Below are 25,156 nucleotides of genomic sequence, written 5' to 3' on the forward strand. Positions count from 1 at the left end.
CTTCATCTATTAGTTTTTACTACAAACTAATTTATGCAACTTCCTTGGGGACGGTTCTCCTGGTCTTATGTTTTAGTGCGGACCACAAGAACCGTCCCCACGGTCACCCCTGATATCAGCCTCAACCCTGCTCATAAACTCTTCTACTGCGCTATACCCTTGTTGCTTTAAGTACCAGTTATTTGCGGCTGCCTCAATTAGCCCTGCCACGTCACGTCCAGGCTGAAGCTGGATTTCCATTGTGGGGATTTTTACTCCCATATAGTCGGTATAATGATATTCCTGTTCTAAGTCGTTATATAAGGCATCCTTTTCCCACTTCGTTAAATGGATATCAAGGGAAATTCGTGTTTCATCTTGGAACGCCTTACGACCGTACAAGCGGACCACATTTAACAACCCAATACTACGGAGAGCCAAAAATTCCCTCGTCTTTCCATCATGTGTCCCCAGTATGGTTTGCGTACTCAGTTTCTTTAGGACAACGACATCATCCGATACCAGCCGGTGTCCGCGGCGAATTAAGGTGTGGGCCGTCTCGCTTTTTCCTACCCCAGAACTGCCACGCAGTAAGATTCCAATGCCAGACACATTCATACAAACCCCATGAACAGCCATTTCTGGTGCTAGTTCTTTCACCAAAAACGCATCCAATTTGGGAATGAACTCCGAAGTGGTCTCAGGCTGATTTGTAACTAGCAAGGGGATCCCCTGCTCTGTACAATGGTGAATTAAATAGGTAAGTCCTTCCTCACCAGCCGTTACGATAAAACAAGGCGGATGATAGTGAACAATATTCCCGATTCGAATTTTACGTTCCTCTCTACTTAACTTATGTAAATAGGTAATTTCCTTTTTTCCTAAAATTTGAACTTGTTCAGTTGGAAAAAAGTCAAAATGACCAACAAATTCGAGTCCGGGCCGATGCACCCTTGATTGTGTAATGACCTTCTGCAGGTGGCTTTCTCCAGCCAGTACCTTCAATGAAAACCTTCGAACCAAGCTTTCTACTGTTACTTTTTTCAACCTATACTCACGTCCTATTTGTGCTTTATTATAAGATTATAACTTAATTACACTGGAAACGTCATCCATTTAGGAAAAGGTTATTTCTAAGCAAGACGCTGGGAATCCTCCTATGCAATACATGAATTTAAAGAAGGAAAAATGCAAATAAATATAACGGAGTTTACCAATCACAGGCAAAATCGGGAGGCATCAAAATGGATACATGTGAGCTTTGTGAGCGTGACGAGGTTGAGACAACGGTTCACCACCTGCTGCCTAAAGAGATGGGTGGTACATTTGGGGCTACGGCAAATATATGTATCCCCTGCCACAAGCAGATCCACGCTCTTTATACAAACGCCGATATCGCCGCACGTTTAACAACGATTCCAGAGCTAAAAGAAGATGCCCAACTATCTCGGTTTATTAAATGGATACGAAAGCAACCTCCAACAAAACTTATGAAAATCAAAAAGTCTAACGACCGGAAACGGAAGCGTTAGACCCACGATTAATGAAAATAGCTGCGGGGTTTGCGAGGAAATAAATGTTTTTACAGATACTTCGCCCAATAATATATAACATACACCCAGCTCAACAGTCCGTGAAAGATCGCCCAAGGAATAGACTTCCAAGCCGTATAAGATATAACGATAGCCAAACATGTTCCGAATGAGATTCCTTTTTTAATAGAAGATTGTACTGCACGATTCCGCTCACTTACACCTTTTTTCTCTGAACCCACTTCATTCATGACAATCACCCCTCCCTATGATCAACTGAATAAAATTTTTTTAGACATTTATACGTTCCGTTCAGAACAATCACCTTTTAATAGATGAATGCAAAAATAGTTTTGGAGACTTAAATATATTCAAGAAAAAACTTAATTAACCTACAAACAAATCCAAATCTATTGTTGTTCGATGTGGAAGGTACCAAAATAATTAGAGATTTTTAACATACTAGCCGAATAACATATGAAATAACGAAAATTCTAAAACAAGAATTTCCTTCTAGGAGGGGAATAACGATGAAAAGGTACATGTATGGAATTAGCGCTATTTTAGGAGGAATTTTCTGGGTAGTCGTTAAATATCTAATAAACCACCTGCCGCCAACATTATCTTATGATGACTACAATCGCATCTTTACAATACCGCTCATTCTAATGTTAGTTGGTTTTATTGGAGTTCATACCCTTCTTCTAAAACCTTTGTCAAAAGTAATTGTTATCTCAAGCACAGTAACCATTATTGGTTTGTCCTTCTTACTAATCGGGAATATTCTTGAATTTTGAATGGTTCTATATCAGTCTCACCCTAATGCATATGAAGCATTTAATAGCGGCAGTACCACTGTTTGGATGGGATCCTATATCGGCTGGTTGATTTTTTGTATAGGACTGCTACTAAATGCGATAACCTCTTTGATCATCGGTATCGTTTTGATAAAACGTAAAATCGCCAACTATTGGAACATCTTTCTACTCTTTTTTGGGATAGTCGGTCTGCTTTCGTTTGGGTTTGAATTCCTTTTAATTCCGTTTGGCCTTGGGTGGATGATAATGGGTTATTACCTGATTCTTACTAGCAAAAAAGGATTCAATTAAATGAAGCCAGGCGGGCAGCCTGGCTCAGGTATATTGATTACTTCAATATAAAAAACAACACCATCAACAAAACCGATACACCCTGTCCAACACCCAGCCCAATCAGCCATTTCTTTAACAGGCGCTCTCTCCTCAAACCACTCTCAACACTTCGCTTCCACTTTTCTTCCCATTTATCCTGAGCGTCTTTTTGGACTTGCACCACCTGCTCGTTCAACTGCGCGATTTCCACCTGACGCCTGTCTTCAACCGCAGTAAGCTCATTTAATATCAGACTTAAGCGGTCGCTCACCACTTCATATTTCACATTCAAAACGCCAGCCTGCTCACTCAAGGATTCCGTCAGCTGCCGAATTTCAGCTAACATCTTTTCCGTTTCCCCGACGATAAAATCTCGATCCTCCTGCTGAAACCCTTTAGCATCGGCTAACAGCTTTTCCGTCCTCTCGAGATACTCTTGATATTGCATGTGCCAAAAGGCAATCTTCTTTTCCAGCACCAGAATATTCTCATCAAACCGTTCCATCCCGCGGCCAAATAACTCAGTCTGAGGGTGAATGAGCTCTTCCTTTAGCTTCTCGCTAACCTGCACGGGGAAACTGTCCATCGACTTCTTCATGTTTTCAATCGATTCATAGACTTCTCCATTCAGCTCCGAGATTGTTTCTTCCCGGTCCTTCATTAGCTTCTTCAGGTCATCATAGAAAAGTTCGTTATTGATTTTCTTCAGTGATTGAATCGCCTCGTTATATTTCTCATCCATTGTATTAGAAGTATTCATTTCCAATAATCCTCTCCGCTTGCTTTAAAATAATTTGGCAGTACTGGTGATAGGCCCATCGTTCCTCATCAGTAGCATCCTCAGCGAGCAACTTCTCCTGCCAGCCAGAAACAACTCTCACAAACTCTTCTTTTAAAATTTTATCCAGCAGCTTGGGCCGCAGCAAACCCTGTTCCCATTCCGGCTTTGCTCTACCCAACTGTTCCTTAAGCTCTACCATCCGCTCTTCCAATTGCCGATTCTTTTCCTGCAACTCTAGCACCTTTTCATCCGCTAAATGGTTCTGCTCGTTCTTACGATCCCATAACTGCAGCAATTCTTCTTTAGCATTCCTCTGAAACTGGTTGATCTGGTTAATATAATACTCATAAACAATTTTGTTATTCCATTCTAACGTTCCAAGCGCAATCCAATAATCCTCTTCAAAATTCCCTGGTTTTAAATATTGATCAAGGCCCCGGCCATGCTTCAAACTTACATCCACGATAGGCGGATTGGTCTCAAAATCAAACTTCGCGGTGGACGCGATGTTCTGCATACTCCGTGTCAACAACAGCCAAAGCTCAGATAGCTGCCTTTGATAAAACTCAAGCATTTCCGTCTCGACCAAATGATAGTTTTCCATCAACTTAGAGATCTTCCGCTCCTTAAAAACCACTTGATCCTTTTTATCAAAAGTAAACTTGTCATCAAACAAGAACTGGAACTTTTCTAACTGAATCCCATCCAGGCCCTTCGTTCCACTCTCGTAAATCGCAAGCTCCTTTTGCAATACATCAAGCTCTGCCTCTAAATTCTTGAAACTTTGCAGATTTTCTATCAGGGATTCTTCCAGCGTTTTCAGCTCCATCTCCATACGTTTGAGATTGAGCCCCTTCTGTTTGCACATACTATGCTCGATGACTTTAATCTCTATAATCTGATCTTCAGGTGATCTTAGCTCCTGATACTCCGCATACTTTTCACCATCAAATCGCTCAATCGCATCGTAAATCCACTGGTCCTTTTCTTCCTCAAGCTTCCTTAACAAATCGGTGACCAAACTTGCACTCACCATCCATTCCACTCCTATAAAACTATTTATTTCCATTTTACTACACTTCGCAACAGACTTCGACACATTTCCATGGTTTCCATGGGGTTTCCATGGGGACGGTTCTCGTGGTCCAAGTGAGAGATTAGACCACGAGAACCGTCCCCACGGTCTTTCTTCAAAAAAGGGTATTTGCACCAAATGGAGAATATTTAAGGAGTATTAAAATTGGGATTAGAGGGAAATGAAATGATTATATTAAAGGAAGTAAATAAACAAAACTGGTTAGACATTATAAGACTTAGCAGTGCAGAAGACCAACAAAACAGAGTATTTGAAAAGACCATTGCCTCAAACTGTTTATCCCTAGCACAAGCTAGTATAGAAGAGAATTGGACAGTTAGAGCCATTTATCAAAATGATACGCCCATAGGCTTTACCATGTATGGATATTCGGACGAACTTTCTGGCTATGAAATTTGTAGAATCATGATTGATTACAAGTTTCAAGGAAATGGGTATGGTAAGCAAGCCTTACTCTTAGTCATAAAAGAAATGGTTACTCAATTCAATTGCGACGAAATATTTATTACCTTTGTTCCTGAAAATGAAATAGCAAAACAACTATATTTAACAGTAGGTTTTAAAGATACCGGCAAAGTAATAACGGCTGTTGAAGATGAAATAATCTTTTCCATTAATACTAAGAACCAATTATAGCAAAATAGACCTGCAAAAAAAGGGAACAAAGTGTCCAAGGGGACGGTTCACCACGGCCATTGCCGAAAAAACCCATCCTATAGAAACGAGAATGGGTTGGAAGCAATCTTTTTAATGAAATTATTAACGATTATGCAAGTCGTTTGGATGTGCGCCTTTACGTCGATTGCGATTAAGTTTATTTATTTGGTCCATTTCATTCGCGGAAAGTTCGAAATCAAATACGTTAATGTTTTCTTTGATTCTTGATGATGTTACTGATTTCGGAATGACGATGGTGTTGTTTTGTAAATGCCAGCGCAACACCACTTGTGCTGAGGTTTTGCTATGTGACGCAGCAATTCTTTGAATGACTTCGTCCTGTAGCACCTCTCCTCCCTGGTCTAGAGGGCTCCAGGCTTCTACAAAGATATTATGTTTTGCACAAAACTCTTTTAACTCATTTTGAGCAAGGTATGGGTGACATTCAACCTGATTCAATACCGGCACGACTTCACATTCTTTTAATATGCGCTCTAAGTGTTCAATTTCAAAGTTACAAACCCCAATTGCCTTCACTCGGCCATCATGATAAAGCTTTTCTAGAGCCTTATAGGTATCAACATATTGATCAAAGTTAGGGGTTGGCCAGTGAATCAAATATAAATCAACATAATCCAGTCCTAATCTGTCCAAGCTTTCATCAAAGGCACGTAAGGTTTTGTCAAAACCTTGGTCAGCATTCCAGACTTTGGTTGTAATAAACAACTCTTCACGAGGAACGGAAGATTCAGCAATCGCCCTCCCCACGCCCTTTTCATTTTTATAAATCATCGCCGTATCAATAGAGGTGTAACCAACTTTTAATGCTATCTCTACTGCCTCTGTCGCTTGGTCATCCGGAACCTGCCAAACACCAAATCCTAGCTGTGGCATTTTCAAGCCATTATTTAAAGTGACAAAATTCATGCTACATTCTCCTTTTTACAATCCATATGTATTTACCATTCAAGTCGTAATCGTATCATACCTGTTAATTTATGCTCCATTATTAGGTTTTCTATTCATCATACATCTTTCTCTTAACCATGAAATGATTTTGAAAAATAGGGAGAGAATACATATGTTGGATTGATGACTACTAACTCATTAAACATAGGGAGTGTACAAATGATCTCTTTAAAAGGAAAAAACGCGATTATTACGGGAGCAGGAAGAGGAATTGGCCGAGCTACGGCCATTGCTTTAGCCAAAGAAGGCGTTAATCTTGGCTTAATTGGCTTAAATATGTCCAATCAGTGCATCCAAATTCGCGGTCCTCGGGCTGACAGAATCGCTCATGCTAGAAGTAAGAAAACACAATATCCGTGTAACAGCATTAACACCAAGTACAGTAGCAACGGACCTAGCCTATGATACAAATCTAATCACTGGAGATCCAGAAAAAGTAATGCACCCAGAAGATCTAGCCGACCTAATCGTCTCTGGATTAAAGCTCCACCCAAGAGTTGTCCTAAAAACAGCCGGACTTTGGTCAACGAATCCATAACCGAGGGACCATAGGGACGGTTCTCATGGTTTTTTATATGTTTAGTACAGACCACAAGAACCGTCCCCTCGGTCTTTCCCACGGTCTTTTAAGCCGCTACATCTCTACGTGTAAATAGAAGCCAGGAAATCAAATTGAACACGAGGAAATAGACAACGAGCACGACGATGGAAAAGGACAATGTCATTTCCTCTTGGAAAGGATGTCCGTTCAGATACTGGGTAAGATCGGTGTTGGCGAACAACAGATACTTACTCCAATCAAACCGCTGTAGTGCCTCCAGAACAATATTACCAGCAAACAAGGCGCCGATGGAAAACCCGATTGCCATTGCGCTGCTTCGGAAAGCGGACGAAATCATAAAGGCCATGGTTACGTACATAACCGTGGATACACCGCCCAGCATATACGTTTTCCACAGATTGAGGACCATATTTCTTTCGACGATTTGCCCTTCCGCAGTCATGCTGATCAACGGTAGATCCATGTTACCAAAGCCGTATAAGATTCCGTTGACCGCGACGGATATGACAAACAGAGTGAGTAACAACAGCATGCTGAACAATAGAAAAGAGATATACTTGGAGACCAGGATCTTGACCCTGCTAGCAGGCCGGATGAGCAGCAGCTTGATCGTGCCGGATGAAAATTCACCCGCTAGACTGTCTCCCGCAATGATGATGGTGAAAATTGTAATCACGATCATCATGCCTGCCGAACCGTTCACGCCATCCCACATTGTGCCATCCGTTGAACGAATATTCTGCTCCAAGTGATAATCGTTAATGGCAATCTGCTCCTGGTAGAAGGTCCGATCATCTTCACCCAGCTCGGGCTGCTTCAGAATTTCGCTATATTGCTGATTCTCCTGCAGCAGTGCTGACCGCCAGCCTTCGCCTTCCGCCTTTTTTCCATCGGAATGCCATTCAATAAAATTGACAAAAAGCACAAAAGCGGCCATAAGTCCGACCAGGATCCATGTCCGCACCCGTCGGTAAATCTTCATATTTTCATTGAGTACTAGATTAACCAATTTGTCTTCCCCCCGTAATTTCCAAGAATCGTTCTTCCAGAGTCTGGTTAATAATCTGGACGCCGTAGATACGAATACGGTTCTCCATTAGCCCGGCTAGAATTTCCGGGATGCATTCCCTCTCGGTGGTAACCTCGACGAGCCCATCCTGAATTAGTTTGGCTTCTACGACACCATCCATCTTTCTTATTGTCACCAAGGCCTGTTCCGGCGGCTGTGCTTGGATATGATACGTTTGAATTTGATCGTTCCCACGAGTAAATTCCTGAATCGGCATTACCTCGACCAGCTTGCCGCGTTGGAGAATAGCGACCCGATCACACATGAGTTCCATCTCAGACAACAGATGGCTAGAGACGACAACGCTGATTCCTTCCGTACGGGTCAAATGCCGCAAATAATCGCGCAGTTCGCGAATCCCCGCCGGGTCAAGACCGTTCGTCGGTTCGTCGAGAATGAGCAGAGATGGCCGGTGCAGCAGTGCTTGGGCGACTCCTAAACGCTGGCGCATGCCGAGCGAATACTTTTTAACTTTGTCATGGATACGATTTTCTAGCTTGACCAGTGACACCACTTCGTCAATCCGTTCCTTGGTTACCCCCGGCACCATACGAGCGTAATGAACAAGATTCTGGTATCCGCTCAGATATTTGTACATCTCCGGACTTTCTACGATGGCGCCGACGTGGCGGATCGCTTGCTCGAATTCGGTTTTGATATTTTTCCCCTTAATCAGTATCTGACCCTTGGTGATTGACATCAGCCCAACGATCATGCGGATAGTAGTGGTTTTTCCAGCCCCATTTGGACCAAGGAAGCCGAAAATTTCACCTTGTGGTACATCAAACGTAAGATTATCAATAATGGTAGTCCGGCCAATTACTTTGGTCACATTACTCAAGCTGATGATAGGTTCGTTGCTCATACACGTACTCCTTTTTAATGGATTTAATCATTTATTCTTTTATTACTTATTCGAATTTAACACATATTTTATCGTTTAACAATAAAATATTATTGAAATTTGTTACATTATTATTGTTTATATAATGTATTAAGCATCAAAACCTATTCCCCAACGTCCGTCAAAAAGGCATTTTTGCTTTAAAAACATGATACCCATGAAATCTTAAAAAACGTTCTATGAAAATCTTAAGATTTCCTTAGTATTAAAAAAGACAAAAAAAAAACCGCTGCCAAATAGATTTGACAACGGCATTTCTGACCATGGGGACGGTTCTAGTGGTCTTTATTTGGTTAATAAAGACCACTAGAACCGTCCCCATGGTAACAATCACCATGAAACGACAATCCACTCATCCTGCTTTTCGATTGAATAGTCATCACCAAGCTCTTGCGGGCCTACCAGTTGAACACTTTCTCCCGTTTGAGCCACTTGTTTGATACCTTCTATAATTTTTTCTGCAGACTCACCTTTATCTACCATCAAATCACATAGAATCCCTATATGGTTTGGCGTTGCACTCGCAACCCCAGTACTCATACCGACGAGCACCTCTTCATCCTTCACAATGGCAAAAACATCAGAATACGGAATAGCATAAAGGCTTGCCCCATATTTCACCGCAACGTTTATCCAATCCTGAAACTTTTCTTCTTTCATCAAATTAATATACTTCGTATCTCCGATCATAATAGAATCCTCGGCAGGTTTTTCTTCCTTTTCCTCCACTAAGGGTTCCATAGGTTCTTGTGATAGGGTTTGAATTTCATTTTCCCCTTCCTCTACCGTCTGAGAAGAAAGTAAACTTTTCGTTTCAACATTGCTGTTATTTTTACTGTTTATCAGTTGAATATCTTGATTGCTCTCCATCATTTCTTTTTCAGTTATCAATTGGGTTGGCTCTAAGGTCATTGTTTCTGGAGATAATTCATCGGTAGTATCAACCTTTCTCTGAGAAACATCTTCAGAAGAACATCCAGCCATTAACATCAAAAAAGTGATTAAAATTAAACCATGCCTCATCTTTTTATTCCTCCCCAAAAAGTCTCTCTATCTATTAAACGTTTTAAAATTGGAAATGTTCCCTATTTTCTTAAAAATAGTCCAAAAGTTACAATATCAAATTTCAACCATTCCAACACGACTATCTACTAAATAATAGAGTAGAGATGTACGTTAAACACGTTAAAAAAGGATATTTCTAATCTCTTTTTTAAATACCCGCTTCTACATTGAATGAAACCACGGTTTTAGTAGAAATTCCGGCAGTAGTTTTAAGTGGAAGTTTGTATTTCTATTAAAAATTGGTGAAACAGAGGAGTTTGGTCCATTTACCTGCTCAAAATATAATCTAGAAAACTTCTTACATATTAAAGAACTTTTAGCTGAAAAAAATATTTCAATCACTACCGATCAATTATTAGCGAAAGAATGGGACTTTATAGAAGTGGACATGGAATTTGAAGAAGAGGCAAATCCTGAAGATTTTTATTCTGTGTTTCAATACAACCCCGAAACGAAAGGATACTATAATGTCTCGTATAATTGAATACAGTTCGTTTGAATAAAGTCGGTTGTGAAACACTTTACTTTCAGAATAATCAAATAAATATTACTATTAAAACATTAAAATCGCTATAGTCACAAAGTCACAGTTCTAACGAACAACTATACAATGGCTGAACTACTGGTTTCATCATTCAAAGGGAGTGTTCTATTTGAATTTTAAATCCATCCTTTGTTTCTTTCGCAGAAGACATAAGTACAATTATTACACTAGTAAATGCATCAGATGTGGAAAAAGCAGTAAGTCTATGTAAAACGAGCCTCAGGCTCTTTTTTTCCGTCTCTTCATGCAGACTTCGACATTCCCCTGCCATCCTTCCTTGTAATCAATCGAAAAAGGCATTACTGTTTTTCCAGTAATGCCCTCAATAGAAAGGTAGTCATCAAAAAAATTCAGGATAAAGCCAGGAGAACCGTCCCCATGGTCCCACGGTTCTCCTGGTCTCTCTTTAAGGAGTAGTTGTTACTTTTTGAATTCGTCCCTCAACTTCGTAACTGAAAGGTTTTGGAAGTGTTTTAACATAATCTACTGTTGCTTGTAGGTCTTCTCGACCTACTTCTAGATTCGTTGAAAGTTCACCAATACCATATTTGAGATTTCCGTACATATAGTTGTTCACAACAACTGAGTATTCTTTGTTTGGATCGATTTTATTACCATTTGGTAAAACGATATCTACCACTTTGTTCGTTGCAGAATCCCACGTATATTTAAATCCAGCAATATGGAAATCAAGACCTTTATCCGTAATTTGATTATTTAATACGGTCTCGATATCTGCACCACTAAGTAATACTTTATTTAGGACATTTCCAAATGGTTGAATGGCAAATAAGTCGCCAAACGTAACTTCACCAGCATCAAGTTGTGCTCGAACTCCACCACCGTTCATCATGGCAAAGTCAGCATTCATGGAAGCTTTCATTCCGTCAGCTATTAAGTTTCCAAGTGCAAAATCGCCGAAAGTATCTGTAGATGGATAACCTTTTGGTAAAGTTGCCATCGAATCACCAACGATCTCTGCTTTAATTGGAGCAATTAAATCTTCATATTTCTTCATAATCGCAGAAACGGTAGGATCTGGTGTATAGTCTTTTTGATATACAGTTACGACTTCAGCTTCCTTTTTAACGATTTCGCCTGTCACTGCATCCAGCTCTAAATCAACATCTGAAAAGGCAGAGCCATAAGAATACGCTTGAACGATTAATTTATTATCTACTTCTTTATCCACATATACGTGATTATGCGCTGCAAAAATGACGTCTACCTCATCATCTACTTTTTCTGCCATCTCAGATGCATCAAATAGATCTGCTTTGCCTGTTTGAAGTGTAGGATTATGCGCGAGAACGACAATCGCTTCAATTCCTTGTTTTTTAAGAATATCCGTATACTGATTAATGGCTTCAGCCTCATCACGGATTTCAAGTGTTTCATTCCCTTTTCGGACAATCATGGTTGGTGTTTCTTGTGTTACAACACCGATGAAACCAATCTTTTTACCGCCTACTTCTTTAATGGCATATGGTTGTGTGATTAATTGACCAGTTGAAGTATCATAGGCATTGGCCGCAATAACGGGAAAGTTCATCCCATCATATCCTTTTGTACCCTTCGGATGTTCACCGCCATGAATCATACGCTTTAATTCTGTAATACCTTCATCAAACTCATGGTTTCCAACAGTTCCCACATCAAAACCCATTGCTTCCATTACTTCAACAGTTGGTTCGTCTTGGAATAACGCTGAGATTAAAGGACTGCCACCAATCATATCTCCCGCGTGAACAAGTAAAGTATTTGGATTTGATGCTTCATGTTGTTTCATAGCAGCAGCTGTGTATTCCATGCTGCCAGCTAATACATCCTGACCATCAAGTTTTACTTTTGTATCTGTATCAAGTTGTCCATGAAAATCATTTAAGCCTAGTAATTGAACCTTAATGTTTTCTTTAGGAGCTGCGCTTAAATCATATTTAAAAATACCAAAGCCTGCTTGATCTGTATTATTTGTAAATGAGATTTTACTATTTGTGTTAATATATTCTTCTGCTTTTGGTGAAGTGGTGAAAGTTACGTTAACATTACCGTTAATCGGTGCAATCGACCAGTTATTATCGGCAGTTGGCGTAATGGTTTTCATTTCAGAAATGTAATCCATTAAGATTTGACGATTTTCATCAGCAGAGTCAACAACAAGTTCACTTCCTTTAACACCTGGGAAGTTCCCCCCGCCACCAGCACGATAGTTGTTTGTAACAACGATGAATTCCTGATTTAAATCTAATGCTTGGCCATTATAAGTTAAATTCAGTACACGACTTGATGCACTATTCACTAAATTTCCGTTCCCATCATATCTTGCCGGTTTTGTTACATCGATTTGATAGTTTACACCATCAATCACATCGAAGTTATAAACAGGGAAAGATGGATTTAATAAAGCTTGCTCTTCTGATTTATTTGGATCGATTTGATTAAATTTACCAGCAGACATTTCAATCCATTCTTTGACAACTGAACCTTTGACTTTCACTGCTTTAAGCGTATTATCATAAAGATATAAATCGCCTGCACTTCGAATCGTTAAATCACCTTTTTTAATCTCTGTGTATTCAGCAACACCATTACGGCCAGCTTTAAATGGCGCTCCAACTGATAAAATCGGTAAGTTTTTATATTCTGGTTTCTTTTCAGCTACATATTTCTCCACAAACCATTTTTGTGCATTTGTAACAGCTTGAATGGAAGGATCATCTTGTACCAATGAAAAATAACTATGAATATCATCTGTAGTCGATCCAATTGGTGTATTTACATAGTTAACAGTGGCATCATGATTTTGTTTAATCGCATTAACTATTTCTTGATCAGGTGCTACTGTACTTTCTGTTTTTGTTTTACCTGTAACAGGGTCTTTCACATCAACCCAGATTTCACGAGTTGAAGATTGTGAGTTTAAAACAGTCCATTTCCCTTTTTCTTTTTTAAGCGTTAGGTCAATTAAACCTAAAGATCCACCACCGTAACCTGCTTGTACAGCTGGTACACCATTGATTGTCCCTTTTGCATTATCAATACCAGGTAAAGGCTTTTTATCTGAACCTAAAAATAATCCATCAAGCATAGATTCTGATTTAGCTGGGAATACTTTATGTGTATGAGAGAAAGTAATGGCGTCAATACCAGGAACTTCACTTAACGAATAGATAACATCTTCTGTATTTCCTTTATTCGCACTAAAGCCTGAATGCGTCATGGCAACAATTAGATCTGCACCGTCTTTTTTCATTTTCGGAATAAATTTTTCAGCCGTTTCAACGATGTTTTTAGTGATAACCTTTCCTTCAAGATTAGCCTTATCCCACTCATTAATTTGAGGTGGAGCGAAGCCAATGAAACCGATTTTTATTTCATGTTTCTTACCTTGTTCATCAACCATTGTTTTCTTTAGAATCTTATACGGATTAAATTTATTTTTATCATTATTAGGATTACTATCATGATCATCCGCGTATACGTTTGCATTTACATATGGAAAATTAGCATCATCATACGCTTCGTCCAAAAAGTCTAATCCATAGTTAAATTCATGGTTTCCTAGTGTTGCTATATCATAGTCCATTTGATTCATGGCTTTAAACACGGGATGAACTTCACCGTTCTTTAAAGGATCAATTTTTGCTTCATACGTTCCTAATGGAGTTCCTTGAATTAAATCCCCATTATCAACCAGAACATTATTTTTTATTTCATTACGTGCTTCTTTTACTAATGTAGCTGTCTTTGCTAGTCCTACTTTCTCATATGAAGCATCTTTGTAATAATCGTAGTTTAAAAGGTTCGCATGAACATCTGTTGTTTCCATAATACGAAATTTCACTAAGTCTTTCTTATCTGAATCTAGTACATTTACCGGTGCAATCTCCTTTGATGCTGCAATGACCTGTGTATTAAGCAGAGGCATACTGAATAGAGATACTGCTAGTGTCGCTGATAAGGCTTTCATGGTTGTGCGATTCTGTCTACTCATCTTTATTCCCCTTTAATTAATTTAGTAGGATCTTACAAAAATCGGTTCTTTCATTTGCTAAATGCTGTTGTGCTGCTTATTTCGCACTCCTCTTCGAAAACAGCACATAAATTAATATACTTGCACATCAAGTAAATATAAAGTGCAAATAAGTGCGGTATAATTGAGTTTTTTTCACTTAATAGAAAAAGGAGTGAAGATATGAATATATTACAACTGGAGTATGTAATTGAGGTTGCAAAAACAAAATCATTAATTAAGGCTGCAGAGAATCTACATATATCTCCTTCCGGTATTAGTAAAGCCATATCCAATCTAGAATCAGAACTTCAAATGAAGATTTTTAATCGTTCAAGAATGGGTGCTGAGCTTACAGAAGAAGGCAAATTCATTGTCAGTAAAGCACAAGAAATTATGTTAAAAGTAGAGGATATCACCACTTATGTGAATCAAAATCTTAATCCAGAGCATGTAAAAATATCAATATCTGCTAATCCATATGCTATGTTTATTGTCCCTAGTGCGCTTACAACATTTAAAAAAAATTATCCAAATAGTCAAATAGAGATTTTTGAAAAAAACCGCCATGATATCATATCTGACGTTTTAACGGATAAGAGTGTTTTTGGTATTACTATGTTTAATGACGAGCATGTAGCTTCTTATCCGGAGTTAGAATTTGAGACCATTCTCGAAGGGGGTACAGTTATATGTGCAAGTAAAAATTCTCCACTAGCCCATTTGGAGAATGTGCAAGTTGAGGACCTTGCGAATCAATCCATCATTCTTTTTGAAGATCCTATGTGGTCGGGATTTGTAAATGAACTATTAAACTATGTTCCTAATATGGATATTTTATTTACTACAAACAATGTGAACGTTATTTCCGAAGCAGTATCAGAAGGATTAGGTATTGTTTTCTCGATGAATATACTTTTACACAAGGTCACTGCTATTCAAAATGGAAGTGTTATTACAATACCATTCAAGCATCCCAGTCAACAGCACTTCTACTTTGGAATCGTTCGATTAAAACGCAAGAAATTATCTGAACATAGCAAACTCTTTATTAAAGCTTTTAAACAAAATATCACAAACTTGGAATGATCATCACTGGACTCATCAAATGCCGCTACCGGTTATGCAGGAGTCACAACGGTTGGATGTCTCTACCACGAAAAAGCCATTAGAACCGTCCCCTTGGTCCTGACTTTCATTAAAAAAATCTCCCAAGTTAATACCCGGGAGATTGTCCATATTATAGACCTAATTCACTTAGAATGCTTTCTAATGTCTTACCATCATGAGTTTCTTTTGCTGCTGGTGGATTTTCAACATATTTGTTTTGCAATAAGTAATTCTGTTGAACAAAGCCGATGTCCAACTGATCGACGATGCCATCAAAGTTAATATCAGCTGAACGGTTGTTTGTCTTCCAAGCGTTTTGAATGTCAATGGCGTCTAACACATCAATGACGTGATCCTGGTTGACATCACCAGCAGTAATATAAATGGGATTGACATAATGGTTCATACCATAAAGCTCTCCTTTATATTCAAACCCAATATGTTGTTTGCTGTGAACCTCAAAGTGACCAGGTACTTTGATTTCTAATGTGTATGGGTCGTTGCTTAACGGAAGCTTTTCCACCCGATAGTCTGCTCTATCCTTGATTAATGAAGTAGCGTCAAAAACAAAGCCGCCAGCTTCTTTGAACTTTAGCGTTGCCCCAACCTTTGTCCAATCCTTTTTAAGTTGAAGGCCATTTGCAGGATTGATGAATCCGTCCGGCAAGACATAGCCATATGCGGCATTATACTTTGGCGAAACCTCCAACGTGTAGCCTGCATTTAATAGGTTGCTCGATTGACTTTGACTATTTACGATAGTGGCTGTAGGATTAATCTGAGTTCCAGTAAGGAAGGTTTCATCGGTAATCTTTAATGTAAGATCTACGACAGCTTTGTGATCGAATGTCACATTAGAATCGTTAAAGGCAACCTTCACTAGGTCTCCATCTACAGTAACTGTTCCTGAAACGCCATCAGTAAGTTTGGCACTTACTACTTGAAAACTCTTGCCAAATCGCTCTTTCATATTCCAAATGACTTCTTTCGCATCACTTACATTATCCAAGAACAGCTGCGCATCAATCGTTTCACCTGTTTGTGCTTTTTTAACCGCGCTTTTTGCATACGTAACTGGTGTCCCTTCCTTAACAAAGAAATATTCTTTTGTCAGCGGTGAATTACCGGCAGAATCAACGGCAGACAAGGTGAATTTCAATGCTGGCATAGACTCTTCCATGGCGATTTCCTCTACCCATTTTCCATCCTTATCCATTGGAATCGGACTTGAAGGGAAACCAAAATCTCCCCACGTATAAATGACTGCATTCGAAGATTGATCGATGTCCACTCCTGCAGTTTGCATTTCTTCTACGAGTGCGTCCTGAATTTGAATATCAAATGGATAGGTTGCTTGACCCGGCTTGTATTCAAGGAATGGAGATTGTCCATCTAACGAACTTGTAAAGGTTGGATCGTCAATATCGATGAAAAGATCACGTGTTTCTTGATATACTTTTCCAGCTTGACTGGTTGTAATAAATTTCAACTTATAGTGACCAGGCTTCGCATAGCTCTCTTCTTTTGCAATTGGCTGTTTCGAATCCCCTGTAAATGAATAATACACTCCTCTAAAGGCAAACAAAGCTAGACTCTTATCCAGTGGGAGATTGGTTAAATTCAGTGTTCCAATGAATCCTAAATCTTCCCCTGTTTTACCATCTTGAAGGACCACATCCATTCTTTCGCCAGGAGCGCTTAAGCTATAGGAGACTAAAGCACCTAAACGATTATCGAGATGGGTTCTTCCTTGATTTAAATATGGCGGTGTAATCGATGGAGTTAGAAGATCTAAATAGCCTAATCCATCCTTTGTAATTCTAAAATTAAATGGAAGGCGGTAGCGATCCGACGAATCTGCTTTATTCGTAAGGACAATGAAACCTTCGTATAGCCCGGCTTTTGCAGTCTTAGGAGCCTGCAAGGATACTTTTTCCTTCACTTCTTGATTCGCGTTTACTTTAATCTTTTTGCTTATCTTAATGTCCACGCCATTTTCACGTAAACTGTTTGTACCCGCTACGAGATTTTCTTCGACAGAAACAGTAAATTCTTTTGTTCTATCACTGTTATTTGTGATTTCAATACTATGTTTCTCTTTAACTTTCGTACCTTCCGCACCAAAGTGAAGGCCAAAGTTGATATCACCAGATGGATTTTTAACCTCTACAAGCTCTTCTCCATTTGGTACGAGGGTTTCATCGATCACTTGCATTTTCATTTCTCCAAGGACGGCTTGATAAGGGTCTACTCGTCCAGCCCCCACTTCATACAAACTATACTCACCATTTAATGGATCAGCTGTATTCATCAGAATGGTTTTAATATCATCTGGATCGAGATCCGGATTAGCCTCAAGTAATAAGGCTGCAATTCCCGCAGTGTGCGGCGCGGCCATAGAAGTTCCATTTAGGCGTGCATAGGCATATTTATAGTCTTCTTCATGTTCAGGGTCAATCATATAAGAAGGGAATGTAGACAGCACACTCACTCCTGGCGCCACCACTTCTGGTTTAATATCATAGTTGGTATTTACTGGTCCTCTTGAACTGAAGTCAGCAAGTTTATCACCTTCAGATACGATCTCTTTAAAATTGGAGAAGGTAAACGTCGAGTTTCCTTGTGCGATTTTCGCTTTTAATTGCTCACCTGCTTCTTTTGTCATTGAAAAAGCAGGAACATATACGGTTGATTCCCCAAGATTAACTCCAAGCTGTCCGTCTACATTGTTATATAGAATAACCGCTTTCGCACCATGTTCTTTTGCAAATTTTATTTTGTCATTAAGGGCAAAATTCCCACGTTGAATGAAGGCTATTTTCCCTTCAACGTTCTTGCCTGCATATTCTGCTTGAGTTCCTAATCCGACATCTACAAGCTCAAGAGATGCTCCATTTAATGTCGAGAAATCATCTGCGAAGCTTCTTCCCATGCTGATGAGCTCCGTAGTCCAATTCCCTGAAGTGCTGCCTGTAAAAGATGTGAGTTCAACCGGAACATCACTCGCTCCAACCGTAAGTGCCAATGCCGCTGTACCAGGAGAACCTACTGTTTGAGCTCCTGGACCTGAATTTCCAGCAGAAACAACCGCCGTTACACCATTTAACACCGCATAGTTAATGGCTGTACTCGTTGGATAATACGGATCGTTTATCGTTGCTCCTAACGATAGATTCATTACATCCATTCCTTGTTCCACCGCTTTTTCAATCCCTGCGATGACCGCTTCAGATGTTCCGCTGCCATATGGTCCTAACACACGGTACACATAAAGATCAGAATCCGGTGCCACCCCCACTACTGACACTTCACTATCATTTTTATTTTGACCCGCAATCGTTCCAGAAACATGGGTACCATGGGAGGTATAATAAGCGCTTCCATTTGGAGAATACTCAGGTCGAGTTGTTTTATTCCAATCTGCGTAGGTCGTTTCCATAGGATCATTGTCATTATCGACGAAATCATATCCACCCTTATAAGCATCCTTTAAATCAGGGTGGTTATAATCAATTCCCGTATCGAGAACGGCTACTTTCACACCCTCCCCTGTAATTCCTTTCTCATGTAACTTGTCAATCTTCAAATAAGGAATACTTTCAACAGAAGTCGTAACTTCTTTCTTGACGTCCGAAGGGAGCTCTTGTTGTACAGGGTCCACAGTAAAAGTCACATTTTTGTATACAGCTTGTACAACATCAGATTCCAATAGCTGTTTTACTTGATCGGAAGGCAACGTCATGGCTACACCGTTATAGGCATTTTTGAAGGTCTTGGTGATAGAATTCGATTTTTTCTTAGAGATTTCTTGGATGTCTTCTTTAAATTTTTTATGCTCTTTTTCAACTTGTGCTGACGCTTCTTCAGGTTTTAATGTTTTGCCTTTTACAGCCGCTTCTAAAACCGCCACTTTACTAGGCTTCGATTTGAATTGGACAATGACGGATATTTCTTCGGTCGATTCTAGATCTGCCTCACTAAACCCTTGAAGTCCTGTATGATTGTTCAATTGCAATTGATGTAAGGCTAGTCGTTGTTCGCTAGTTAAGGACGACAGAATATCCTCCGCCTTAAACTCCTGCGCTGCTGCTTCAGTAGATAATACCGAATGGATCGGTGACAGTAATAAACTAGCAGAAAACGCCATCATTGCTGTCTTTTTAAACATTGAATGAACTCCCATAAAATCCCCGCTTTCTACTTATGATCTTCTTTTTAAAATTTTGAATATTACAATTAAATAGTAATCACTTTCTCAATTAGTAGCTATCGGGTTATTTTTCTACGACTTTTAGACTATAAACCTAGTAAATTGAACAATAATCCATACTTTTTTAGTAAAAAAGTATGGATTATCTATAAAAAATTAGGGTTAATTTTTGTAGCCGTGGGGACGGTTCTACTGGTCAATTAGGTTTCCACAGGGACGGTTCTCCTGGCTACATTTTGTTGATAAAGTTTTTTATAAATAGAAAAATAGAAATAAATGTAAAAATATCATTTAGAGGTCTGCACCAATCCCCTTATAGTGACCATGGCTCGACAAAAAAGGATATAATCCTTCTCAACTAATCGTTTGATTAAAAGTGCAACAAACCCTCTTGAAAAACGAACCTTATCCTCATTTCAAGAATTTTTCTTGTCGATGAAATGTTTTACTTTCTTCTAAAATATCTCAAAAAACCCCCATAAAAATGGCTCTCTACAATTAACAACGGGTTCTTCCAAAATGACGTGTTAATCAAACGTTTGTGTAAAAATGGTATAGACTCCGTTATTAAAAGCTTTCTCTCTTGATTCTGGCATAATATTTGTCGGTAATTAGTATAGAATCTAATGATTATCTTGAAAAATTCCCTAAAATAAGCCGTTTCCCTTTAAAACTGCATTCTTTGGCAAATACCCTGTTTTTTCCCTATTACACAATCGATTGATTAAATCGGGCTTAACTCCTTTAAAGACAAGCTTCTAGATCAATATTACAAGATAAAGAAGTCGAAGTTTGAAAGCAAAATTTTGAGAATTTCCTGTTAGTCATCAAAATTGATAACCCTCCCCGTACCAACCGATCGGACCATTCACCAAGTCAGCCCTTATTTTAGTATTTAATTCGTATCATACAAAATAATTGAAGGGAGACAGTTCCATTCGTCTCCCCCTTTTTTTCGTATCCTGAATGAGCTTATTTAAGGAGACCGTAATAGGTCCGCCCTTTTAATCGCAGAAAGCAAATGCACCAATAATGATTAATAAAATAAACAACACGATTATAATGATAAAACTTTCGCAACCACGTGTTTGAACACATGGAGCCGCATAGCCGTAATGCATTGGAGGCTGGGGAAGTACATTAGCCCCCATAGTATGTGACGGAATCATATTATCCATTGTAACACTTCCTTTCTTTTGCTTAGAGAGCTAGTATGCCAATACACTATATAATACACACGGAAAGGAAATTGGAGCCCATCTAGATAAAAAAATATGGGTTCATTATGCTATGAGCTCAAAGAATTACTTTTAATATCTGGAGCAATGGACTAACCAAATGGCTGAACCAATATAAACAAAAGCATAAATCAGTAATTCATTTACGCTTTTAAAATATTCGTTTTATTTCAGCACTTTGGAAAGCTACTGCAACAGTAGAATTCTCCTCTTTTCCCTGTTTTCAAAATCAATGGGCTGCCACATTTACTATATGTTTCTGTATTTCTGCTTGATCAAAAATGCCACGGCACATAAGAATTCCTCATTTCATGGAAATTTATTGTCGAGGATTAGACTCGTTTCTTATGTTAGGTTTCAGAACCTTTTATAAAGGGTTAGATTAATACAATTGTAGACTGGTTATGACAAAAATGGATTCAATCAATCGTTTGATTAGTTTTGGGATGAATACATTAGCAGCATGGATTTACTTCGAAAAAGAAGTGCGAACTATTTATCTATCTAACAACCTATCAATCTTCGACAAAACTAGAGGAGTGACAGACACGGATATTAAAGCGATTCAAGATTGGAACGAAAAAAATTAAGATAGGATAGTTAGGTAGCAGAGAGAGAAATTCCCTCTGCTTTTTTCTATCGTTTTTTTTTTAATGTTTTGCCGTAGAGAACTCCGTTTATCCAAGTGAATGAACGAGAAAAAGCCATCTTCTTAAAGAAGATGACTATGGTTCTACCATGTGCGATACCCTGGTGACCCTGGAGGTGGATGCTGAATCATATCCCACACAGGGACGCCCTCCAAAATAAGTGATTTTTAACATAATAGTTGAATAGGCTTTGTTAGACGATTAAATAAGCATTAACTTATCTAACTCAATTAAGGGGGCAAAAATGTTTGGGATAAATGCAGTTTTTTGGGGAATTCTTTGGGGTGTCATTAAATATCTGATAAATCGCGAAGCACAACCATTTTCTTATGATGACTATAATCGTATGTTAACATTGCCACTCATTTTAATGTTTGTTGGTTTTATTGGGATCCATACCTTAATTCTCAAACGGTTAACAAAAGTTGTTGTTATCGCAAGTTTTTGTAATCATTATTGGTTTGGGCTTATTACAGATAGGAAACATGTTAGAATTTTGGATTTATTTATTGATGTCTCTAGATATTCCATACGCCTCATATAGAAACGGTAATAATGAGTTTGTTTGGATTGGATCAATTATCGGCTGGAGTATTTTTTGTTTGGCACTGCTGCTCAATGCAATGACTTCTTTGATCATCGGCATTGTTTTTATAAAACGTAAAATAGCAAACTACTGGAATGTATTTCTACTCTTTTTCGGGACCGTTGGATTATTTTCGTTTGGTTATGAAATCTTTCTAGTTCCTTATGGGATTGGTTGGGTAATAATGGGTTGTTACTTGATTCTAAACAGCAGGGAAACACCTTATTGGAAATGATATTGGGGCTGCTACAAAAAATGTAATGGGTATAGGTAGGGTATGCCCCCTTTTTAAAACCGAAGATCAGTTTTCCAAACGAACTCAAATCTTCCATTACTTTAATATATCTCTTTCCTTAAGTGCTACAAACACTTTTGAAAAACGAACTTTAGCCTTGTTTCAAGAGAATTTCTTGTCGAGGAAAATCTTTGGTTTTTCTCAAACACTTCAAATCTATTCAGTAAAAATGGTTTTCTATAATCATCGACAGTGTTTACTATCACTTGTGATACGGTTCACCGTGATGTAACAAAGTGAGGTTTAAAATTGAATGGTTATATTAATTCTGAAAATTTTTCCTTTGTGATTAGGTTAATTTATGCGGATTTTTTAAAATAGTTTTTTTACAATATTACAATTTCTGTCGAACCGAATTGGGCAATACTTCGTTACCTTTAACGAAAGACCATTCGGGAAAAAAGGAGATGTAGTGAATGAAAAATCGTTTTACCTTTGTAACAATTATGTCATTAATTTCTATGTTTTTGTTTGGTGTGTCTGTACTTGCAGCAACTGATTTTACGCAATTCGGATTTGCTAAAGTTGTGGCTGAAAAGAAAATTGAAGCAGGTGAAGCTGCAAAAATTAGTCGTAGTGGGATAAAAATTGATATTCCAGAGGGGACATTTACGACTGATGTTATATTTCAAGTACTTGAGGGGGATAACGATCACTTCCAGGCTCATGCTCCTGCCGGAGAAACTGTTATCATGAATTTTGCCTTTAGAATATTAGATGCAAAGACAAATGAGATTATTGCCAAATTTAATAAACCAGTTATGTTTAGCTTTAAAGATAAGGATGTTAACCAAGGAAGCATTTACAATAATGTAAGTACGAACGGAAGTATTGTTCCAAATACAGTACCTGCTGTGATAGAAGGAAGGACATTGACACATCCTATTGGCGGTGCACCTGTTGGCTGGGTGATTACATCACCTACAAATAGCATCAAAAAATAATCCAAGACGATCATACTAAAAAAATGCCCATGACTCATTTTCGTGAATCATGGGTATTTCCGTTTATGAACCTAGCACCTTTTTTCCGCGAGGCTGGGTACCATTGGCATCTGGTTCGAGCGAAACTCCGATTGCCTCAATAGCTGGGTCATGTTCATTTAACACATAGGCCAGGAAGCCGTTTCCATTTTTATCAACATGGAATGTTCCCGCACTCTTTCGTTGTCCACCATGGATTAGCCATACCTGGTAAGCCTCAGAACCTTTAGTAGCGGAAAGGCCTTGAAGCTTAAAAACGATCTGTTTTTGATCACCATGCATGTAAACCAAAGCATTTCCTTTGGCTGAATCTACGTTTGGGTCGGCTGATTTTAATGAATAAACTTGAACCACATCAGTCGGGGACAATGTATTTTCTTTTACTTCCATCAACTCTTGCCTAAGCTGGAGATTATTCCAAATGACCCCTCCAAAAGATAAAAGAAAGGCAGCTGCTGCGACCCCATATAGGGATTTACGAATACGCCCGATAGGTTTAATCTGAGCCTTTTGGGTTTTCTCCATCTGATTGATAGTAAGAGAATTGTCGGCTTCAAAAATAAAATTCATCACTTCTTCCTTTAAATCTGACGGTACCTCCACATCATTCATTTTAAAAGGGATCAATTTCCACGCCTCCTGCATCTCTTGGACTTCCAAACGACATGACGAACAGTGTAAAAGGTGTTCCTCGAATAGAATCTTTTCTTCTTCCGTTATTTCTCCAAGTAAATAAGAGACTATTTCATTGGAAAATGAACAGCTGTAATCGATCGTCATTTATTCATTCCTCCCATCTCCGTTACCATGTGATTTCTTAAGATTTTAAGAGTCTGATGCAGCCGGCTTTTAATCGTGCCAAGTGGTTCCTGTTTCATTTCAGCTATTTCGCGAAGAGTATAGCCCTCCCAATACAGCCATTGAATAAGCTCGATTTGATTGTTTGAAAGATATTGATAAGTTTTTTGTATTTGTTCTCTAAGCAGCTTTCTTGAGACGATTTCAGCAGGATTATTGGATGGATTTCCTGGTATTTGCTCCAATTGCTCCTGTTCGATTGCGACGAAGACATTTTCCCTTTTTTCCTTTCGATGATGGTCAATAGTGATATTTCTTGTAATCGTTAGCAGCCAATTCACAAACTGACCTTTCTCGGGGTTGTAGCCATTCTCAGTGGTCCATATCCGCATAAAGACAGCTTGTACGATGACTTTGGCTTTATCGGGATCCTTCGTCGAATTTAAACTAAAGGAATATACAAGTTTAATATAACGATCATATAATTCTTCTAATGCAGGTCGGTATTTTTCTTTAATTAACTGCATCAATTCTGCATCACTCTTTTTTTGCATAAAAAAGCAAACCCTCCTCGTTTTTTCTCTGATTCCTTTATATTTAAGAGCAACGAACAGAAAAGAAAATCAGTTTTGTATATTATAAACTTTTTAGGATAATGAATGGTGTAAGGTATATGACGGAACAACTCAAAAAGTTCAAATTGGTCTAAAATAGTATAAATTAAAAAAAGCAATTAATCTTTATTGGTTAATTCCTTTTTTTCCAATAAAAGTTCATCATATTGTCCCTTCGTAATAATCTAACAAACATTAATGTTCATAAAGCAGGGGAGTATCGCCTGTGTATATTTAATTAAATAATAACTGCTTCACGGATTCCTGATTTTTTTCACTTTTAAGAAGAATTTTTTTGTATATATTGGACATATAATAAATAAGAGAAGTGCTCCTAACACTTCTCCCCTCAACCTATACCATCAGGGTGAT

The 25,156-nt window shown here is 38.6% G+C and carries 23 protein-coding genes and 2 pseudogenes; 11 read left to right on the top strand and 14 right to left on the bottom strand.

What is annotated here, in order from left to right:
* Positions 1-72: 72 nt before the first annotated feature.
* Positions 73-1,026 carry an HPr(Ser) kinase/phosphatase gene (gene hprK, locus QNH48_RS27985; RefSeq protein WP_283952906.1) on the bottom strand — a complete coding sequence of 318 codons (954 nt, stop codon included), beginning with the start codon at positions 1,024-1,026 and terminating at the stop codon, positions 73-75.
* Between the two features lie 197 nt (positions 1,027-1,223).
* Between hprK and QNH48_RS27990 the strand changes: the two genes are divergently transcribed.
* Complete coding sequence (locus QNH48_RS27990; RefSeq protein WP_283952907.1) at positions 1,224-1,511, top strand: HNH nuclease-like protein HlpB; 288 nt, start codon at positions 1,224-1,226, stop codon at positions 1,509-1,511.
* Between the two features lie 50 nt (positions 1,512-1,561).
* Here QNH48_RS27990 and QNH48_RS27995 read toward each other — a convergent pair whose 3' ends face one another.
* Positions 1,562-1,762: a hypothetical protein gene (locus QNH48_RS27995; RefSeq protein ID WP_283952908.1), complete on the bottom strand. Its 201-nt coding sequence runs from the start codon at positions 1,760-1,762 to the stop codon at positions 1,562-1,564.
* A 279-nt stretch (positions 1,763-2,041) separates the two neighbouring features.
* On the opposite strand from QNH48_RS27995, the gene QNH48_RS28000 reads away from it, so the two are divergent.
* On the top strand, positions 2,042-2,308 hold the full coding sequence (locus QNH48_RS28000) for a hypothetical protein (protein WP_283952909.1): 267 nt from the start codon (positions 2,042-2,044) through the stop codon (positions 2,306-2,308).
* Entirely contained in the window at positions 2,309-2,620 is a 312-nt protein-coding gene (locus QNH48_RS28005) for a hypothetical protein (RefSeq protein WP_283952910.1), read from the top strand.
* A 37-nt stretch (positions 2,621-2,657) separates the two neighbouring features.
* Here the strand turns inward: QNH48_RS28005 and QNH48_RS28010 are convergent, their stop codons facing one another.
* Positions 2,658-3,383 carry a hypothetical protein gene (locus QNH48_RS28010; RefSeq protein ID WP_283952911.1) on the bottom strand — a complete coding sequence of 242 codons (726 nt, stop codon included), beginning with the start codon at positions 3,381-3,383 and terminating at the stop codon, positions 2,658-2,660.
* 4 nt (positions 3,384-3,387) lie between these two features.
* A complete protein-coding gene (locus QNH48_RS28015; protein WP_283952912.1) occupies positions 3,388-4,458 on the bottom strand; it encodes a hypothetical protein in 1,071 nt (356 codons plus the stop codon).
* 204 nt (positions 4,459-4,662) lie between these two features.
* Between QNH48_RS28015 and QNH48_RS28020 the strand changes: the two genes are divergently transcribed.
* Positions 4,663-5,154, top strand: coding sequence for a GNAT family N-acetyltransferase (locus QNH48_RS28020; RefSeq protein ID WP_283952913.1), 492 nt, complete (start codon positions 4,663-4,665; stop codon positions 5,152-5,154).
* Positions 5,155-5,277: 123 nt separating this feature from the next.
* On the opposite strand, the gene QNH48_RS28025 is transcribed toward QNH48_RS28020, so the two are convergent.
* Positions 5,278-6,102: an aldo/keto reductase gene (locus QNH48_RS28025; protein WP_283952914.1), complete on the bottom strand. Its 825-nt coding sequence runs from the start codon at positions 6,100-6,102 to the stop codon at positions 5,278-5,280.
* A gap of 201 nt (positions 6,103-6,303) precedes the next feature.
* Here QNH48_RS28025 and QNH48_RS30610 point away from each other — a divergent pair, with 201 nt between their 5' ends.
* Positions 6,304-6,549 (top strand): SDR family NAD(P)-dependent oxidoreductase, encoded by a 246-nt coding sequence (locus QNH48_RS30610; RefSeq protein WP_481858442.1) that lies wholly within the window; start codon positions 6,304-6,306, stop codon positions 6,547-6,549.
* Positions 6,431-6,682, top strand: a pseudogene (locus QNH48_RS28030) (SDR family NAD(P)-dependent oxidoreductase); the annotation flags it as partial. The gene QNH48_RS30610 and the pseudogene QNH48_RS28030, both read left to right, overlap by 119 nt.
* A gap of 88 nt (positions 6,683-6,770) precedes the next feature.
* On the opposite strand, the gene QNH48_RS28035 reads toward QNH48_RS28030, so the two are convergent.
* The 4 genes from QNH48_RS28035 to QNH48_RS28050 all read right to left on the bottom strand — a co-directional run bounded on the left by QNH48_RS28035 (position 6,771) and on the right by QNH48_RS28050 (position 14,282).
* Complete coding sequence (locus QNH48_RS28035; protein WP_283952915.1) at positions 6,771-7,715, bottom strand: ABC transporter permease; 945 nt, start codon at positions 7,713-7,715, stop codon at positions 6,771-6,773.
* Positions 7,708-8,640 (bottom strand): ABC transporter ATP-binding protein, encoded by a 933-nt coding sequence (locus QNH48_RS28040; protein ID WP_283952916.1) that lies wholly within the window; start codon positions 8,638-8,640, stop codon positions 7,708-7,710. Before QNH48_RS28040 ends, QNH48_RS28035 begins: the two co-directional genes overlap by 8 nt.
* 369 nt (positions 8,641-9,009) lie before the next feature.
* Entirely contained in the window at positions 9,010-9,702 is a 693-nt protein-coding gene (locus QNH48_RS28045) for a hypothetical protein (RefSeq protein ID WP_283952917.1), read from the bottom strand.
* A 992-nt stretch (positions 9,703-10,694) separates the two neighbouring features.
* Positions 10,695-14,282, bottom strand: coding sequence for a bifunctional 2',3'-cyclic-nucleotide 2'-phosphodiesterase/3'-nucleotidase (locus QNH48_RS28050; protein ID WP_283952918.1), 3,588 nt, complete (start codon positions 14,280-14,282; stop codon positions 10,695-10,697).
* 201 nt (positions 14,283-14,483) lie between these two features.
* Here QNH48_RS28050 and QNH48_RS28055 point away from each other — a divergent pair, with 201 nt between their 5' ends.
* Positions 14,484-15,389 carry a LysR family transcriptional regulator gene (locus QNH48_RS28055; RefSeq protein ID WP_283952919.1) on the top strand — a complete coding sequence of 302 codons (906 nt, stop codon included), beginning with the start codon at positions 14,484-14,486 and terminating at the stop codon, positions 15,387-15,389.
* 151 nt (positions 15,390-15,540) lie between these two features.
* Here the strand turns inward: QNH48_RS28055 and QNH48_RS28060 are convergent, their stop codons facing one another.
* The 3 genes and pseudogenes from QNH48_RS28060 to QNH48_RS30615 form a co-directional block, all read right to left on the bottom strand.
* A complete protein-coding gene (locus tag QNH48_RS28060) occupies positions 15,541-19,578 on the bottom strand; it encodes a S8 family serine peptidase (RefSeq protein WP_283952920.1) in 4,038 nt (1,345 codons plus the stop codon).
* 1,046 nt (positions 19,579-20,624) lie between these two features.
* A complete protein-coding gene (locus QNH48_RS28065; RefSeq protein ID WP_283952921.1) occupies positions 20,625-20,771 on the bottom strand; it encodes a YjcZ family sporulation protein in 147 nt (48 codons plus the stop codon).
* A 257-nt stretch (positions 20,772-21,028) separates the two neighbouring features.
* Positions 21,029-21,097 (bottom strand): annotated as a pseudogene (locus tag QNH48_RS30615) (topoisomerase DNA-binding C4 zinc finger domain-containing protein); the annotation flags it as partial.
* A 165-nt stretch (positions 21,098-21,262) separates the two neighbouring features.
* Here QNH48_RS30615 and QNH48_RS28070 point away from each other — a divergent pair.
* The 4 genes from QNH48_RS28070 to QNH48_RS28085 all read left to right on the top strand — a co-directional run bounded on the left by QNH48_RS28070 (position 21,263) and on the right by QNH48_RS28085 (position 23,333).
* Positions 21,263-21,448, top strand: coding sequence for a hypothetical protein (locus QNH48_RS28070; protein WP_283952922.1), 186 nt, complete (start codon positions 21,263-21,265; stop codon positions 21,446-21,448).
* Between the two features lie 304 nt (positions 21,449-21,752).
* Complete coding sequence (locus QNH48_RS28075) at positions 21,753-22,052, top strand: hypothetical protein (RefSeq protein WP_283952923.1); 300 nt, start codon at positions 21,753-21,755, stop codon at positions 22,050-22,052.
* Positions 22,021-22,329, top strand: a complete 309-nt coding sequence (locus tag QNH48_RS28080) for a hypothetical protein (RefSeq protein WP_283952924.1) — start codon at positions 22,021-22,023, stop codon at positions 22,327-22,329. The genes QNH48_RS28075 and QNH48_RS28080 overlap by 32 nt, the downstream gene beginning before the upstream one ends.
* 476 nt (positions 22,330-22,805) lie before the next feature.
* On the top strand, positions 22,806-23,333 hold the full coding sequence (locus QNH48_RS28085; RefSeq protein WP_283952925.1) for a hypothetical protein: 528 nt from the start codon (positions 22,806-22,808) through the stop codon (positions 23,331-23,333).
* 63 nt (positions 23,334-23,396) lie between these two features.
* On the opposite strand, the gene QNH48_RS28090 is transcribed toward QNH48_RS28085, so the two are convergent.
* On the bottom strand, positions 23,397-24,152 hold the full coding sequence (locus QNH48_RS28090) for an anti-sigma factor (protein WP_283952926.1): 756 nt from the start codon (positions 24,150-24,152) through the stop codon (positions 23,397-23,399).
* Positions 24,149-24,724 (bottom strand): RNA polymerase sigma factor, encoded by a 576-nt coding sequence (locus QNH48_RS28095; protein ID WP_283952927.1) that lies wholly within the window; start codon positions 24,722-24,724, stop codon positions 24,149-24,151. The genes QNH48_RS28090 and QNH48_RS28095 overlap by 4 nt, the downstream gene beginning before the upstream one ends.
* Positions 24,725-25,156: the final 432 nt, after the last annotated feature.

This window comes from Neobacillus sp. YX16, from assembly GCF_030123505.1.
In the GTDB taxonomy this organism is placed as follows: domain Bacteria; phylum Bacillota; class Bacilli; order Bacillales; family Cytobacillaceae; genus Neobacillus.

Bases quoted from the DNA above. Each gene is read 5' to 3' on its own strand.
- QNH48_RS28095 (WP_283952927.1), bottom strand. From the start codon at position 24,724: ATGCAAAAAAAGAGTGATGCAGAATTGATGCAGTTAATTAAAGAAAAA.
- QNH48_RS28080 (WP_283952924.1), top strand. From the start codon at position 22,021: ATGTCTCTAGATATTCCATACGCCTCATATAGAAACGGTAATAATGAG.
- QNH48_RS28065 (WP_283952921.1), bottom strand. From the start codon at position 20,771: ATGGGGGCTAATGTACTTCCCCAGCCTCCAATGCATTACGGCTATGCG.
- QNH48_RS28005 (WP_283952910.1), top strand. From the start codon at position 2,309: ATGGTTCTATATCAGTCTCACCCTAATGCATATGAAGCATTTAATAGC.
- QNH48_RS28075 (WP_283952923.1), top strand. From the start codon at position 21,753: ATGTTTGGGATAAATGCAGTTTTTTGGGGAATTCTTTGGGGTGTCATT.
- QNH48_RS28010 (WP_283952911.1), bottom strand. From the start codon at position 3,383: ATGGATGAGAAATATAACGAGGCGATTCAATCACTGAAGAAAATCAAT.
- QNH48_RS27995 (WP_283952908.1), bottom strand. From the start codon at position 1,762: ATGAATGAAGTGGGTTCAGAGAAAAAAGGTGTAAGTGAGCGGAATCGT.
- QNH48_RS28060 (WP_283952920.1), bottom strand. From the start codon at position 19,578: ATGTTTAAAAAGACAGCAATGATGGCGTTTTCTGCTAGTTTATTACTG.
- QNH48_RS28040 (WP_283952916.1), bottom strand. From the start codon at position 8,640: ATGAGCAACGAACCTATCATCAGCTTGAGTAATGTGACCAAAGTAATT.
- QNH48_RS27990 (WP_283952907.1), top strand. From the start codon at position 1,224: ATGGATACATGTGAGCTTTGTGAGCGTGACGAGGTTGAGACAACGGTT.
- QNH48_RS28015 (WP_283952912.1), bottom strand. From the start codon at position 4,458: ATGGTGAGTGCAAGTTTGGTCACCGATTTGTTAAGGAAGCTTGAGGAA.
- QNH48_RS28025 (WP_283952914.1), bottom strand. From the start codon at position 6,102: ATGAATTTTGTCACTTTAAATAATGGCTTGAAAATGCCACAGCTAGGA.
- QNH48_RS28090 (WP_283952926.1), bottom strand. From the start codon at position 24,152: ATGACGATCGATTACAGCTGTTCATTTTCCAATGAAATAGTCTCTTAT.
- QNH48_RS28050 (WP_283952918.1), bottom strand. From the start codon at position 14,282: ATGAGTAGACAGAATCGCACAACCATGAAAGCCTTATCAGCGACACTA.
- QNH48_RS28045 (WP_283952917.1), bottom strand. From the start codon at position 9,702: ATGAGGCATGGTTTAATTTTAATCACTTTTTTGATGTTAATGGCTGGA.
- QNH48_RS28085 (WP_283952925.1), top strand. From the start codon at position 22,806: ATGAAAAATCGTTTTACCTTTGTAACAATTATGTCATTAATTTCTATG.
- QNH48_RS28055 (WP_283952919.1), top strand. From the start codon at position 14,484: ATGAATATATTACAACTGGAGTATGTAATTGAGGTTGCAAAAACAAAA.
- QNH48_RS28000 (WP_283952909.1), top strand. From the start codon at position 2,042: ATGAAAAGGTACATGTATGGAATTAGCGCTATTTTAGGAGGAATTTTC.
- QNH48_RS28070 (WP_283952922.1), top strand. From the start codon at position 21,263: ATGACAAAAATGGATTCAATCAATCGTTTGATTAGTTTTGGGATGAAT.
- QNH48_RS30610 (WP_481858442.1), top strand. From the start codon at position 6,304: ATGATCTCTTTAAAAGGAAAAAACGCGATTATTACGGGAGCAGGAAGA.